This window comes from Marinifilum sp. (assembly GCF_965230805.1).
Taxonomy (GTDB): Bacteria; Bacteroidota; Bacteroidia; order Bacteroidales; family Marinifilaceae; genus Marinifilum.
The window spans coordinates 2428028-2442259 of the sequence record NZ_OZ246019.1 but is presented as its reverse complement, the minus strand read 5'-3'; the positions used below and the strand labels follow the sequence as shown (position 1 = coordinate 2442259).

The following is a 14232-nucleotide window of genomic DNA, read 5'->3' as shown; positions in this document are numbered from 1 at the left end:
AATATCAATAAGTTTGTTCACAATTATAATTAATCCATTTTCTTGATAATTCTCGCACTCGTTTTCCCTTTTTATCATTTATTTTGCAATGATTAAATAAATTGAACATGGCATTACTTTTAAACATCGAAACATCAACAGCAGTTTGTTCTGTTGCATTAGGGAAAGACGGGAAATTATTGGCATTAAAAGAAAATAAAGAGGGTATGAAACATGCTAGCAATCTAACAATTTTTGTAGAGAATATTCTAAACGAAAATAATTTAACAATTGCGGATTTAGATGGTGTGGCTATTAGTATGGGACCTGGGTCTTACACTGGTTTGCGTATCGGCGTTTCAACTGCTAAAGGAATTTGTTATGGAGCAGGCATTCCTTTAATTGCTGTAAGCACTTTACAATCGATGACAAAAGCCCTACATGATACAAGTAATGTATCTGATAGTTTAATAAACAAAGAAAAAGCTTTGTATTGCCCTATGATTGATGCAAGAAGAATGGAGGTATATACAGCTTTCTATAACTCAAATGCCAAACTAATAAGAGAAATTTCTGCTGATATTATTGATGAAAATTCTTTTGCAGATGAACTTTCGAATAATGAGATTGTTTTCTTTGGTGATGGCTCTTCTAAATGCAAAGGGGTTATCAAAAGCGAAAATGGCATCTTTCTTGATAATATTAATGCAACTGCCTTAGGAATGGTCGAACTGGCAGAAAATAAATTTAAAAACAACGAATTAGAAGACGTTGCATATTTCGAACCCTTTTATTTAAAGGATTTTGTCGCAACAAACCCTAAAAAAAATATTTTTAAATAAGAACTAATACAATGCGTATGCTCAGGTTTACTCTATTTTTTATTTGCTTCATGGTGCTTTCATCTAGTACCTTTTCGAATTCGGCTACATTAGCAGCTGAAAAAGAGGAACATTTGAAATATGTAATTCATTATGGCATTGTACGTGGAGGAAAGGCCAGTTTAAAATTAAAGTCAGACAAAATGAATGGCAAGGAGGTATTTCATGCCACCTTAACTGGAAGAACTGTTGGTCTATTCAACACCCTTTACAGGGTTAAAGACACTTACGAGAGTTACTTTGATAAAGAAACCCTACTGCCTGTAAAAGCCATTCGTAACATACGCGAAGGAAGTTACAAAAGATATAACGAGGTAACATTCGACAGAGATAATAATCAAATTAATAGCCAACGTTCTGGCATTAAAAATGTCCCTGAAGGAATTCATGATATTCTTTCTGCGTTTTACTTTGCCAGAGCCTACCATTTTAATTCGGAATTGAAGGTAGGACAAGTAGTTAAAATCCAGACTTACTTTGCAGATGAAGAATTTCTTTTACAGTTCCGTTTTATGGGCTACGATCACGTAAATAGTAAAATTGGCAAAATAAAGTGTTACAAGTTTATTCCTGTCGTACAAACAGGAAGAGCATTTGAAGATGAAGACGACATGAAAATCTGGATTTCGGCTGATGCCAATAAAGTTCCAGTTCGTGTTCAATTCGATTTATTTTTAGGATCACTTCGGTGCGATTTAACCAACTTCTCGGATTTTTCAACCAATTCTTTGATTAAAAAGTAAACCTCATTCCCTCCATATCACTTTATTAATCAAACAAAAGCACTGAATATTTTAGATTATTGATTGTTTCGATTACTTTTGCACCCATTAATGGGTTGTTGGCTCATTGCAAATTGAAAACGATTAATAAATAAAATTTCTTTATATCATGGCAAGTACTGCAGATTTTAAGAATGGAATGTGTATCCACTACAAGGATGATCTATATACCATTGTACAGTTTCAACATGTAAAACCAGGTAAAGGCCCTGCTTTTGTTAGAACTAAACTTAAAAATGTTAAAACTGGTAAAGTAATCGATAATACTTTTAACTCTGGCGTGAAGGTTGATGTTGCGAGAATTGAGAGACGCCCTCACCAATTTCTATATAAAGATGACATGGGGTACAACCTGATGCATACAGAAACATATGAGCAAATTGCTTTAGAAGAGTCTTTAATCAATTCTCCTGACCTTTTAAAAGAAGGAGATTCTGTAGAAGCAGTTTTCCATGCTGATACTGAAACCCCATTGTATGTCGAACTTCCTGCTCATGTAACCATGCAGGTAACTTATACGGAACCTGGACTAAGAGGAGATACTTCATCAACAAACTCTTTAAAACCAGCTACTGTTGAAACTGGTGCAACTATAATGGTTCCACTTTTCATCAATACTGATGACATCATTAAAATTGATACTCGTGATCACAGCTATGTGGAACGCGTAAAAGCATAATTACTTTTATCTTATCATATAAAAAGGATTCTTCATGGAATCCTTTTTTTATTCCTCTTATTCAAATTGTGGATCGCCTTATTATTTATTAAATTGGAACTCTAAATCTCTAAAAACCACTGTAGTGATTAAGCAACAAGTTGTAAACAGTAAATTTAAGCTAGATCTTATACTAAAAATAACCCAAGCAATCAACGAAAACTTATCGATTGAAGATTTACTAAAAAAATATGAAAGCATCCTATTCAACGAGCTTAAAATTGGAAAAATCGCAGTTTTTAAATTCAACTCTTCATGGGAAAGGTTATTGATCTCGGGAATAGATAACAAGATAACGGATCGGATTAAAATTGAAACCGACTTGGCTAGTCACGATGACATCACTTATATTTCTACAGATTTTCCAGAACATCTGTGTTGTTTTGATTTTCTAATTCCGGTTTTTCACAAAAATTCGGTTCTCGCTTATATTCTAATTGGTGATCTGGATGAGGAAATGGAAGGCATGAGCCCCGCAATCAAGCATCTAAGCTTTATACAGACCATTTCGAATATTATTATTGTGGCCATGGAGAATAAGCGCATGCACAGACAATTGCTTGCGCAGGAGGCGATTAAAAAGGAAATGGAATTAGCTTCAAAAATTCAAAACCTATTAATCCCTAATCATAACTCCTTGCCACAGAATGAATACATTTCATCGCAAGGCTATTATCAGCCTCACTTCGAAATAGGAGGCGATTATTACGACTTTATCAATTTCAATAATCAGGAATTAGGTTTCTGTATTGGCGATGTATCGGGAAAAGGAATTCCTGCGGCATTAATCATGTCAAATTTTCAAGCAACATTGCGTGCACTATTTAATCCAGATACTCCCCTAGATGAGTTGATGAATAAATTAAATAAAAAAGTATGCGACAGCTCGAGTGATGAGAAATTTCTGACTCTCTTTATTGGAGTATACAATTATACAACCCGAAAGCTGCGATATGTTAATGCAAGTCACCATCCTCCCATCTTGTATAACTATAAAACCAAAGAAACAACCCATTTAAAAAAGGGCTGCATTGGTTTGGGTATGCTAGACGAAATTCCCGCTATTTCTGTTGGTGATATTTACATACAGGATCATTCAAAGCTACTTTGCTTTACTGACGGGCTAATAGAATTAGACAAGGGAGATAAGATGCAAATTGGAATGCAGTTAATCAGCAATCTGTTTTCTAACAATAAAAATTTGCATGATACTTTTCTTGATCTGACAAGGCACATTGAATTAGGAAAAAAGAATAAGGCAGTAGTAGATGATATTTCTTTATTTGGTATAGAATTTAAAGCATAAAAAAAGGATCGGGTCTCCGATCCTTTTCTGTATGTATTTTTAACAATTTAATCTTGTATTTGGAATGTCTTCTCAAATGAATCTGTTTTATTTGAAGTATCAGTAACTGTAACTGTAAGTTGATACATACCTTTAGTCGCAACAGTATTCTCTCCAAAACTAGTTGATATTGGGAAATTAACACTAGCACTCTTATCACCTACTGCAATTACCGGAAGTGATTCATCATTTGCGTCGGTCAGATTAACATTAGAATCAAAACTAAATGATTGATAGCTTTTAACTGACATACCAGTGGCATTTACAATAGATATTTGAACTCTGTATGATTTCAATCCAATATCATCACTAGCAGAAAAAGTAACGTTAAAGTTTTCTCCTGTTGTTACTGTATTACCAGGACTGCTAATTGTTGCCTTTGGCTTTTCTATATCTTCCGGTTCATCGCTCCCACCGCCACCACAGCTCATTATTCCGGCAGAGAACAATAAGATTAAGGTATACTTTAAAAGTTTCATAAAATTAAATTTTTGGTTATGATTTGGTTTTTAATTTGACTTTATCTGTTAAAAATAAGGCAATAGCATTAAATTAACAAGCCACAACAAGGAAATAATTCTTTTTACCTTTCTGAACAAGAAAATACTTATCAGCAATCAGATGTTCCTTTGTAACAGTTAATTCGGCGTTCTGGACTTTCTCTTTGTTGATACTTATTGCATTCCCTTTAAATAACCTTCTCAATTCTCCCTTTGATGGAAATACATCTGTTTTTACTGCTAAAAGTTCAACTATATCCACTCCTGCTTCAAATTCAGATTTATTTACATTAAATTGAGGCACTCCTTCAAATACGGATAAGAATGTATCTTCATCCAGTTTTTTAAGCACATCAGCCGTTGCTTTTCCAAATAGAATTTGAGAAGCCTCAACAGCAGTGTTGTAATCTTCTTCGGAATGAATCATGATGGTAACTTCCTTAGCCAATCGCTGCTGAAGTTTTCTTTGGTGAGGTGCTTCTTTGTGCTCTTCCACCAAGGCCGCAATTTCTTCACGTGGAATCAAGGTAAAAATCTTAATATATTTCTCTGCATCCTCATCCGAAGTATTCAACCAGAACTGGTAGAATTTATATGGAGAAGTACGTTTAGGATCCAACCAAATATTTCCTGACTCGGTTTTTCCAAACTTACCACCATCTGCTTTTGTAATTAACGGACAGGTAATTGCCCAGGCAGTACCCCCTTCTTTTCTTCTGATCAACTCAGTTCCTGTAGTGATATTTCCCCACTGATCCGATCCTCCCATCTGAAGCTTACAGTTTTTCGAACGATACAACTCCAAAAAGTCTGTTCCCTGCACCAACTGGTATGTAAATTCGGTAAACGACATTCCTGATTTAGAGTCAGCACTCAACCTCTTTTTCACCGAATCCTTACTCATCATATAATTTACAGTAATGTGCTTTCCGATATCGCGAATAAAATCCAAGAAAGAGAAATCCTTCATCCAGTCATAATTGTTTACCATCTCGGCAGCATTTTCAGCATCTGAATCGAAATCCATAAACTTCGAAAGCTGAGCTCTTAAACACTCCTGATTATGACGTAAAGTATCTTCATCCAAAAGATTTCGCTCTTGCGATTTTCCTGAAGGATCACCTATCATACCTGTTGCTCCACCTACCAAAACAATTGGTTTATGACCAGCAACTTGGAAATGCTTCAACATCATTACACTCACAAGATGACCAATATGCAAAGAATCCGCAGTCGGGTCAATTCCCACATATGCCGATGTAAGTTCTTTCTGTAGTTGTTCTTCGATTCCGGGCATCATATCGTGAATCATGCCACGCCATTGCAGTTCTTCTATAAAATTCATTCCTTCTATTTTTAGTCGAAATCAGATTAGTAACAAATTTATTCAACCACCAAAGATAACATTTTAGCTTGTTAAAAAGGAGGCTATTTTCGTATTATAACAGTTTTATCATGAAGTGAGTCTTAAATTCCTTTGAGAATTTTGAGTTTAATCAAGGCAAATAATTGAGGCTTAGCATTAGCTACAGCAATATTTTTTAACGAAAATTAAACTCAAAAGAACAAAAGAAGGAGAATTATTTTATGCTAATGTGCTATAACAAAATCTTGCTTAGCAATGTTATCTTTATCCATGTTGATCTTAAAAATACTATTTTATAGGAGTGTGTCGGAATTGCGTTGTTAACGTGAGTTCGACGTAAAATTCTATCCACAGAAAGTTATATTTGCGATAGATTTACATTAAAAATTTGGAAAGAATAGCGGGCTATTTTGAGAAATTTTTAATGTGAAGATGTCGTAAAGAGAACTTTCCATTATGTGTTTGCCTGCTTTCGGCATAAATTTCCTCAAATCTTCTTGAAATATCCCGATATTCCTTCGAAAATTTGAGAAAATTTCTACTCAAAATCAGTGCAAACTGTGAACGAATTTTACGTCGAACTCACGTTTGTTAATAATTTGAGAATTTGGTATTTTACTTTCGCCTCTGATAGACGTCCCAAGAAAAAAGTTAAAAAAGGGCTAAGTCAGACAGGTTTCTAGTTGAGTATTACGTGTTTTTGAAGAGAGATAAAGGTGCATCATACTTCAACAGGAAGTTGCTTTTGCACCTCTTCTTTTACTTTACTTGCGGCATCTCCTAAGTCAGAATCCAAAATGTCAAACATTGTTTCCGAAATGATTATTAATGGCTGATAAAAAAAGCTATTATTTTTCTTCTCTTGAGAAATAAAATGGAACTTTTTATCCAGAATGTTTACAAAGTATATCACAATACTTAAAATGATAATTCCCTTCAACAATCCAAACATTGCCCCTAATAATCGATTTACCATTCCCAAAGCAACAGCTTCGATTAATGAATTCAGCATTTTGCCTAAAACATTAAGTACGATCACAATCACTATAAATGTTATTACGAATGCCATAATACCCATATAGTTGGAATCATACTCAAATCGCTTATTTATAAACTCTGCGGTAAAGTCCGAAAAGTGAATTGCTCCATAAATACCTAGAATCAATGCTAGTAAAGTAGCAACTTCAACGATGAGTCCTTTTGTAAATCCTTTGTATATGGCATAAACTAAAGGTAAACCTATAAGGATATCAAGAATAGTCATAATGGATTAGTTATTGTTAGCAACAAACGATCAAATATAAGAAAAACCTTTACAATGACCTTAATTTAGAATGAACTAAGATAATGTACATGTCAAAAATATTTATATTTAAGTCAGCAAAAAAAGAAAAAATGGCATTTATCAACTCTCTTGTCAGCTGGTTAAATACCAAAAGACTTTCGCAAATCGAGTTTTTCAAGGAGCATCCAATTGAGATACAGAAAGAAACACTAACCCAACTGTTGGATCAGGCCTTTGATACAGAATGGGGACAAAAGTACGATTTTAAGTCTATGGAATCGCTCAGCGACTTTGAAGAAAGACTCCCCATACAAACTTACGAAGACATAGAAGTTTATATTGAACGTTTGAGAAATGGAGAGAAAAATATTTTTTGGCCTTCAGAAATCAAATGGTTTGCTAAATCATCAGGAACCACTAATTCTAAAAGCAAGTTTATTCCGGTTAGCAAAGAAGCTTTGGAAGATTGTCACTTTAGAGGAGGTAAGGATATCTTAGCAATTTACACATCTCTTTATCCAGATACTGGAATTCTGTATGGAAAAGGACTCACTCTTGGAGGCAGCCATCAAATAAATAACATCCAAAATGATTCCTACTACGGTGATTTATCAGCCATTATCATACAGAACCTTCCGTTTTGGGCTGATTTTATAAGAACTCCGGATACTTCAATTGTATTGCTAGACGAGTGGGAAGAGAAGTTGCACAAAATGACCGAGGCCACACTCAACGAAAATGTTACCAGTCTATCAGGTGTGCCTTCTTGGTTTCTGGTATTGCTTAAACATATTTTAAAAGTATCCGGAAAAAGCCACATTCATGAAGTTTGGCCAAACCTTGAGCTTTTTGTGCATGGTGGTGTTAGCTTTACTCCTTATCGCGGGCAGTTTAAAGAAATTTTACCGCTAGAACAGATGAATTATCTTGAAACCTACAATGCTTCTGAAGGATTCTTTGGGATACAAGATAATCCAGAAGATGAATCGATGCTATTGATGCTTGATTATGGAATTTACTACGAATTTATTCCTTTGGAAAATGTGAATGACGAGCATCCAAAAGCAATTAGTCTGGAAGAGGTAGAATTGTATAAAAACTATGCGATGCTAATTACTACCAACGGAGGTCTTTGGAGATACCAGATTGGTGATACCATTCATTTTACCTCTAAACTACCATTTAAGTTTAAGATTTCGGGAAGAACAAAACTGTATATCAATGCATTTGGAGAAGAACTAATTATAGACAATGCTGAAAAAGCTATGAAAATAGCTTGTACCAAAACCAAGGCAGTGATAAAAGAATACACAGCAGCTCCGGTTTTTATGGATACAAACCAAAAAGGTACACATCAATGGTTAATAGAGTTTGAACTGGCTCCAATAAGCATCGAAGAATTCAATTTTGTGCTTGATAATGCCTTAATGAGCTTAAATTCGGATTACGAGGCGAAAAGATATAAAAACATTACTCTTGAAAAACCTATTATTACTATTGCCAAGAAAGGCTTATTTTATGATTGGTTAAAATCGAAAGGAAAATTAGGAGGACAAAATAAAGTTCCCCGATTGTCTAACAACCGCACATTAATAGAAGAATTGCTTAAGGAAAATCAATAATTGCATGCAGATTTTAACCATTTGGATTTTATCTTTTTTGAGTATTCCTCAAACAATTGAAATTAGCACATCATCTGATTTTTTTGAAATTGATCAGCTTGGAAATCTATATGTGGTTCTTGGTTCCGAAATATCAAAATATGATTCTTCTGGAAAGAGAATCTGTAACTTTTCTGATCTCACTATTGGAAATATCTCTTCAATTGATGTATCCGACCCATTAAGAATTCTCTTGTTCTATCGAGATTTCAATCAAATTGTTTATTTAAACAATAAGTTATCCCAAATTGGAAGTGTAATCGATTTGTATGATTTTTCAGATAATGAAACCGAATTGATTAGCAACTCACATAAAGGTGGATTTTGGATTTACAATTCAATAGAGAATCAAATTTTTCGTATATCAAACCTTGGCATTAAATCAGGAGAATCAATTCTGTTAGGATCTTTTTTTGATGAAGCTAAAATTGTTAAGATTGTTGAATACAATAGCAATCTATTTTTACTTTACGCTAACAAAGGCATTCTGCAGCTTGATCAAAACGGGCAATTTGCTCGAAAGCTTCCTCTTCCTAATATTCAGGATTTCCAGATTTTTGAAAACAAAATTTATTACCAAACGAAAAAAGGCTTATATCAACACCAATATTTAAGTCAATCTGATCGATTAATATATTCAAACGAGAAATCACTTAAGAAAACAATTCGATGCAATAACGGGAAGATTTTCATTAATAATGAAAAATCAATCGCTATTAAAAGCTTAATTTCTAATTCAAAATAGTGCGGATTTATTCTTGACAATAAGAAGTTGATATACAAAAATTATTACTAATTTTATTTTCTTGCTTTTTAAACTAACCTAACATAAATATGCATATTGCTGTAGCGGGGAACATAGGAGCCGGTAAAACTACCTTGGCAGAATTATTGGCAAAACATTACGGATGGGAAGCTCATTTCGAAGATGTGGATGACAATCCATATCTGAATGACTTTTATGACGATATGAAACGTTGGTCGTTCGCTTTACAAATATACTTTTTAAACTACAGATTCAATCAGGTTTTAGCACTTCGTAAATCTGGAAAAGATATCATTCACGACAGAACTATTTATGAAGATGCATATATTTTTGCTCCTAATTTAGAATCTATGAATCTAATGCCCAAAAGAGATTTCGACAACTATTTATCTCTTTTTGATATCATGAGTCCTCTTATACAAGCACCTGATTTACTAATTTACTTAAGAGCATCTATTTCTACTCTCGTAAAACATATACAAGAAAGAGGTCGCCATTACGAAGAAACCATACGTTTGGATTATTTAAAAAGGCTTAATGAAAGATACGAGGCTTGGATTAACGGTTATCAAAATGGAAAACTTTTAATCATTGATGTTGATGATATGGATTTTCTTAACAATCCAAAAGACTTAAGCTCTGTAATCACCAAAATTGACGCTCACCTTCACGGACTTTTTAAATTATAAATGATAAGTTGTACAATAGTGCTTAAAATTTATAATTCATATTCAAAACTAATCATTCTATTAAAATGCATATAGCCATAGCTGGGAACATCGGATCTGGAAAAACCACCCTAACAGAACTATTAGCGAAACATTACAGGTGGGAAGCCCACTACGAAGATGTAGATGAAAACCCATACCTAAATGATTTTTACGACAACATGCAACGCTGGTCGTTCAACTTGCAGATCTATTTCCTTAAAAGCCGCTTTTCTCAGATAATGCAGATTCGTAAATCGGGTAAAAATATAGTTCAGGATCGTACAATATTCGAGGATGCTAAAATTTTTGCTCCAAATCTGTATGATATGGGTTTAATGTCGGAGCGTGATTTTACTAACTATTGTAACTTATTTCAGTTGATGAGTTCGATGGTTCAGGCTCCTGATTTGCTAATATATTTGCGATCATCAGTGCCTACTCTGGTGAATCAAATTCAAAAACGAGGTCGAGATTATGAAGAAACCATCCGCTTGGATTATTTGAAAAAGCTTAACGACAGGTATGAAAACTGGATATCAAATTACAAAAACGGAAACCTGTTGATTGTAGATGCTGATAATATGGATTTCCTTGAAAATCCATCTGATTTAAATGGTATAGTAGATAAAGTTGAAGCTAAGGTTCACGGACTGTTCTAGCAAATAAATAAGAAAAAAGCCACCCTAACGGATGGCTTTTGTTTGCTCCCCCTCTAGGACTTGAACCTAGGACCCCCTGATTAACAGTCAGGTGCTCTAACCAGCTGAGCTAAGGAGGAGTATAACTCCTAAATCATTTTACAACCCATTAAGAAAGGTTTTTTTTGCTCCCCCTCTAGGACTTGAACCTAGGACCCCCTGATTAACAGTCAGGTGCTCTAACCAGCTGAGCTAAGGAGGAGTATAACTCCTAATTTATTTTACAACCCATTAAGAAAGGTTTCTTTGCTCCCCCTCTAGGACTTGAACCTAGGACCCCCTGATTAACAGTCAGGTGCTCTAACCAGCTGAGCTAAGGAGGAGTATAACTCCTAATCATCCCCTGCACTTCTTATGAACTGCGTTCTTGAGGAAAATTGCGATGCAAAACTAACAGGATTTACCCAATAATGCAACAGCTATTTCAATATTTTTTCAAAAAAGAATCATTTTTTTTATTGCTATCCTTCAATCAATAATTCAGTTTTATATCTATCTGTTTGTTTATCAATATCAAGTGTAAGAAAAGAGTTAACTAGTAATATTGTTGTGAAAAACACGAAAGCTCAGTAAACTTTACTCCACTAAGGGGTAAAAGCCATCTAAAAAACAGTTTTTCCTTTCCTTTTGAGACGAATTTTATTGTAATTTTGGATGGTTAATTATCAAACGATAATCAAATATCTAAAACAACAGACACATGTACGGAAAATTCAAAGACTATCTTGCAGAGGAGATACAAGGCATTAAAGATGCCGGATTGTACAAAAACGAAAGAATCATTACCACGCCACAAGGAGCAGAAATTAAAGTGAGTACTGGCGAAACAGTGTTGAACTTTTGCGCAAACAACTACCTTGGTTTGTCCTCGCATCCACGTGTGATGGAAGGAGCTAGAAAAGCTTTAGATTCTCACGGATACGGAATGTCATCGGTTCGGTTTATTTGCGGAACTACTGATATACACAAAGAGTTGGAAGAAAAAATTGCTAAATTCTGTGGCATGGAAGATACCATTTTATATGCTGCTGCTTTCGATGCTAATGGTGGTGTTTTCGAACCTTTATTCACAAAAGATGATGCAATTATCTCGGATGAATTGAACCACGCATCTATTATTGATGGTGTTCGTTTGTGTAAAGCGGCTCGTTACCGTTACAAGCATGCTGATATGGCTGATTTGGAGGAGCAATTGAAAGTTTCTCAGGCGCAGCGTTACCGAATCATAGTAACCGACGGTGTATTTTCTATGGATGGCGATATCGCAAAATTGAATGAAATTTGCAATTTGGCTGAGAAGTACAATGCATTGGTAATGGTTGACGATAGTCATGCTTCTGGTTTTATTGGCGAAACAGGTCGTGGTACTCACGAATACCACAAGTGCATGGATCGTGTAGATATCATTACTTCTACTTTAGGAAAAGCATTGGGTGGAGCATTAGGTGGTTTTACTACTGGTAAAGCAGAAATTATTGATATGTTGCGCCAGCGTTCTCGCCCATACTTGTTCTCAAACTCATTGTCGCCAGTTATTGTTGGTGCTTCCATCTCGGTATTCGATATGTTGAGCGAATCAACTGAGTTGAGAGATAAAGTTATCTGGAATGCTCAGTATTTCAGAGAAGGATTGTTAAAAGCAGGTTTTGATGTAAAACCATCTGATTCTGCTATTAATGCTTTGATGCTATACGATGCAGTTCTTTCACAACAATTTGCAGCTAAATTGTTGGATGAAGGAATTTATGTAATTGGTTTCTACTATCCTGTTGTACCTAAAGGACAGGCTCGTATCCGCATCCAGCTTTCTGCGGCTCACGAAAAAGAGCATTTAGATAAAGCATTGGAAGCATTTATCAAGATTGGTAAAGAATTAAAAGTGATTGAATAGAACTCACAATAAGTTTTAAAGCCGGGCGCTCATTTGAGTTTCCGGTTTTTTTATAATTTAGCCTCTACGAATCTAAATTTTGAAGATAATGAAGCGATACATTTTTATTGTTCTGGCACTTATTTTCTCCACAGAATCCTATTCTCAATATTATAAAGATCAAACTTATTTTGTGGGCGGATCGATTGGATACCAATTTCCTCTGGGCGATTTTGGTGATCAGGCTAATGGTGGGCCTAATTTTCGTTTATCAGCTAGAAAAATGCTAAACAAGAAGATAAGCGTTGGAGCCGAAGTTTCGTTCAGTATGCTGGGACAGGATAAATTCTGGGACGGAGACCATCGCGGAAACTACGATGTGGATTACAATATCGGTTCGGCCTTACTGCGTGCATCTTATTATTTTGATGTCTGGGATAGGGATTTCAGACCTTATGCGTCATTGGCATTTGGCTATTTTTACTACCGAAATAAGGTCGATTTCATAGCGAATTCAGCAGGAACAAACGATTTTAAAAATACATTGACTGATCACAAAGTAGGTTTAGCCCCAAACATTGGCTTTCTGTATCACATTTCCGATGAATGGAGCTTTGATATGAATCTTAGGTACATGTACATTCCTAATTTATCTGATTCGATTACATCGTATTCAGGTTTAGATAAAATTTCACTCCCCGAATTATCAATCGGTTTCTATTACAGATTTTAAATAGCAGCAGTTTAATTCAGAACTGAGTTTTATTCTGTTTTGAGAATTTTGAGTTTAATCATGCTCATTTCATAACTCGTATAATTTCTAATGGCTATCCATTTTGGGTGGCTTTTTTCGCATCTCCCCAATGCTATCCAAAAATTCTTCTATTTTTGTTGGTTTCTAAAATGTAACCTGTGAAGAATAAGCTTTTACCACTCATATTTCTTTTGCTGATCGCTATACAATCAAAAGGATTTAAATTGAATCAGCAAGATTCTATTCCCTACTTTAAAAGCTCACGAAATATCTTAAACCCTGGTTTGGGCAAAGAGGTTTTCAGCAGTAAGAATCTGATTGTTTTTGGCGGATTACTGGGCAGTGCATTCCTGATTGACGAATGGGCAAATGACAGAATCAAAGACAATCAATCTTCCTTTACCAATGCATACACTGATTTTTTTAACGAGTTTGGCGAAAAGAAAATCATTGCACCCTCTATTGTGGCTACTTGGGCAATAGGCAGGGTAATTAAAGATGAACGACTTTCCAACACTACTTTAAACTCAGCAAAAGCATTACTTACAGGAGCAATTTTAACCGAAAGTGTTAAGATTATCGCTGGCCGTTCGCGTCCCGATCAAATGAATGGCAATATGCATTTCGATGCTTTTGGAGGCAACACCAACAACAGCAAATCTTTTCCATCGGGGCATGCATTTGTGGCATGGTCTGTTTTCACTCCTTTTGCCGAAGAATACAGCAAATGGATCTATGCAATTCCTGTATCGGTAAGTTTAGCCAGAATGTATCGAAACCGACATTGGTTATCAGATGTTGTTTTAGGGGGCGGAATTGGCTATTTTGCAGGTCTCTATTCTCACAAACGAAAAAATCAGAGGGTATTGTTTAGCGGAAATGGAATAATTATAAAGTTTTAAGTACTTAAAGCACTT

14 protein-coding genes and 3 tRNA genes are annotated in these 14232 nt (G+C 35.0%); 11 read left to right on the top strand and 6 right to left on the bottom strand.

The window, feature by feature from the left end; all coding sequences use genetic code 11:
* Positions 1–107: 107 nt before the first annotated feature.
* The 4 genes from tsaB to ACO05S_RS09725 all read left to right on the top strand — a co-directional run bounded on the left by tsaB (position 108) and on the right by ACO05S_RS09725 (position 3666).
* Entirely contained in the window at positions 108–821 is a 714-nt protein-coding gene (tsaB, locus tag ACO05S_RS09740) for a tRNA (adenosine(37)-N6)-threonylcarbamoyltransferase complex dimerization subunit type 1 TsaB (protein ID WP_421917822.1), read from the top strand.
* A gap of 50 nt (positions 822–871) precedes the next feature.
* Positions 872–1603 carry a DUF3108 domain-containing protein gene (locus tag ACO05S_RS09735; RefSeq protein ID WP_421917821.1) on the top strand — a complete coding sequence of 244 codons (732 nt, stop codon included), beginning with the start codon at positions 872–874 and terminating at the stop codon, positions 1601–1603.
* A 148-nt stretch (positions 1604–1751) separates the two neighbouring features.
* A complete protein-coding gene (efp, locus tag ACO05S_RS09730) occupies positions 1752–2321 on the top strand; it encodes an elongation factor P (protein WP_421917820.1) in 570 nt (189 codons plus the stop codon).
* 124 nt (positions 2322–2445) lie between these two features.
* The gene (locus ACO05S_RS09725; RefSeq protein WP_421917819.1) at positions 2446–3666 is read left to right on the top strand and encodes a GAF domain-containing SpoIIE family protein phosphatase; all 1221 of its coding nucleotides are present in this window, start codon (positions 2446–2448) and stop codon (positions 3664–3666) included.
* A gap of 47 nt (positions 3667–3713) precedes the next feature.
* Here the strand turns inward: ACO05S_RS09725 and ACO05S_RS09720 are convergent, their stop codons facing one another.
* From ACO05S_RS09720 to ACO05S_RS09710, 3 genes are all read right to left on the bottom strand, one after another.
* On the bottom strand, positions 3714–4184 hold the full coding sequence (locus ACO05S_RS09720) for a hypothetical protein (RefSeq protein ID WP_421917818.1): 471 nt from the start codon (positions 4182–4184) through the stop codon (positions 3714–3716).
* 73 nt (positions 4185–4257) lie between these two features.
* Positions 4258–5550: a tyrosine--tRNA ligase gene (gene tyrS / locus ACO05S_RS09715; protein WP_421917817.1), complete on the bottom strand. Its 1293-nt coding sequence runs from the start codon at positions 5548–5550 to the stop codon at positions 4258–4260.
* A gap of 742 nt (positions 5551–6292) precedes the next feature.
* Positions 6293–6835 carry a CvpA family protein gene (locus tag ACO05S_RS09710; protein ID WP_421917816.1) on the bottom strand — a complete coding sequence of 181 codons (543 nt, stop codon included), beginning with the start codon at positions 6833–6835 and terminating at the stop codon, positions 6293–6295.
* A gap of 89 nt (positions 6836–6924) precedes the next feature.
* On the opposite strand from ACO05S_RS09710, the gene ACO05S_RS09705 reads away from it, so the two are divergent.
* The 4 genes from ACO05S_RS09705 to ACO05S_RS09690 all read left to right on the top strand — a co-directional run bounded on the left by ACO05S_RS09705 (position 6925) and on the right by ACO05S_RS09690 (position 10652).
* Positions 6925–8478 carry a GH3 auxin-responsive promoter family protein gene (locus tag ACO05S_RS09705; RefSeq protein WP_421917815.1) on the top strand — a complete coding sequence of 518 codons (1554 nt, stop codon included), beginning with the start codon at positions 6925–6927 and terminating at the stop codon, positions 8476–8478.
* A gap of 4 nt (positions 8479–8482) precedes the next feature.
* Complete coding sequence (locus tag ACO05S_RS09700) at positions 8483–9262, top strand: hypothetical protein (protein ID WP_421917814.1); 780 nt, start codon at positions 8483–8485, stop codon at positions 9260–9262.
* 89 nt (positions 9263–9351) lie between these two features.
* Positions 9352–9972 (top strand): deoxynucleoside kinase, encoded by a 621-nt coding sequence (locus tag ACO05S_RS09695; RefSeq protein ID WP_421917813.1) that lies wholly within the window; start codon positions 9352–9354, stop codon positions 9970–9972.
* Between the two features lie 65 nt (positions 9973–10037).
* Positions 10038–10652 (top strand): deoxynucleoside kinase, encoded by a 615-nt coding sequence (locus ACO05S_RS09690; RefSeq protein ID WP_421917812.1) that lies wholly within the window; start codon positions 10038–10040, stop codon positions 10650–10652.
* A 45-nt stretch (positions 10653–10697) separates the two neighbouring features.
* On the opposite strand, the gene ACO05S_RS09685 is transcribed toward ACO05S_RS09690, so the two are convergent.
* From ACO05S_RS09685 to ACO05S_RS09675, 3 genes are all read right to left on the bottom strand, one after another.
* Positions 10698–10771 (bottom strand) — tRNA-Asn (locus ACO05S_RS09685).
* Between the two features lie 48 nt (positions 10772–10819).
* A tRNA-Asn gene (locus tag ACO05S_RS09680) sits at positions 10820–10893 on the bottom strand.
* 47 nt (positions 10894–10940) lie between these two features.
* A tRNA-Asn gene (locus ACO05S_RS09675) sits at positions 10941–11014 on the bottom strand.
* A gap of 377 nt (positions 11015–11391) precedes the next feature.
* On the opposite strand from ACO05S_RS09675, the gene kbl reads away from it, so the two are divergent.
* From kbl to ACO05S_RS09660, 3 genes are all read left to right on the top strand, one after another.
* Complete coding sequence (gene kbl / locus ACO05S_RS09670; RefSeq protein ID WP_421917811.1) at positions 11392–12582, top strand: glycine C-acetyltransferase; 1191 nt, start codon at positions 11392–11394, stop codon at positions 12580–12582.
* Positions 12583–12670: 88 nt separating this feature from the next.
* Positions 12671–13294: an OmpW family outer membrane protein gene (locus tag ACO05S_RS09665; protein ID WP_421917810.1), complete on the top strand. Its 624-nt coding sequence runs from the start codon at positions 12671–12673 to the stop codon at positions 13292–13294.
* Between the two features lie 179 nt (positions 13295–13473).
* Complete coding sequence (locus ACO05S_RS09660; protein WP_421917809.1) at positions 13474–14217, top strand: phosphatase PAP2 family protein; 744 nt, start codon at positions 13474–13476, stop codon at positions 14215–14217.
* Positions 14218–14232 lie beyond the last annotated feature (15 nt).

Bases quoted from the DNA above. Each gene is read 5' to 3' on its own strand.
- tsaB (WP_421917822.1), top strand. From the start codon at position 108: ATGGCATTACTTTTAAACATCGAAACATCAACAGCAGTTTGTTCTGTT.
- ACO05S_RS09735 (WP_421917821.1), top strand. From the start codon at position 872: ATGGTGCTTTCATCTAGTACCTTTTCGAATTCGGCTACATTAGCAGCT.
- efp (WP_421917820.1), top strand. From the start codon at position 1,752: ATGGCAAGTACTGCAGATTTTAAGAATGGAATGTGTATCCACTACAAG.
- ACO05S_RS09720 (WP_421917818.1), bottom strand. From the start codon at position 4,184: ATGAAACTTTTAAAGTATACCTTAATCTTATTGTTCTCTGCCGGAATA.
- tyrS (WP_421917817.1), bottom strand. From the start codon at position 5,550: ATGAATTTTATAGAAGAACTGCAATGGCGTGGCATGATTCACGATATG.
- ACO05S_RS09710 (WP_421917816.1), bottom strand. From the start codon at position 6,835: ATGACTATTCTTGATATCCTTATAGGTTTACCTTTAGTTTATGCCATA.
- ACO05S_RS09705 (WP_421917815.1), top strand. From the start codon at position 6,925: ATGTCAAAAATATTTATATTTAAGTCAGCAAAAAAAGAAAAAATGGCA.
- ACO05S_RS09700 (WP_421917814.1), top strand. From the start codon at position 8,483: ATGCAGATTTTAACCATTTGGATTTTATCTTTTTTGAGTATTCCTCAA.
- ACO05S_RS09695 (WP_421917813.1), top strand. From the start codon at position 9,352: ATGCATATTGCTGTAGCGGGGAACATAGGAGCCGGTAAAACTACCTTG.
- ACO05S_RS09690 (WP_421917812.1), top strand. From the start codon at position 10,038: ATGCATATAGCCATAGCTGGGAACATCGGATCTGGAAAAACCACCCTA.
- kbl (WP_421917811.1), top strand. From the start codon at position 11,392: ATGTACGGAAAATTCAAAGACTATCTTGCAGAGGAGATACAAGGCATT.
- ACO05S_RS09665 (WP_421917810.1), top strand. From the start codon at position 12,671: ATGAAGCGATACATTTTTATTGTTCTGGCACTTATTTTCTCCACAGAA.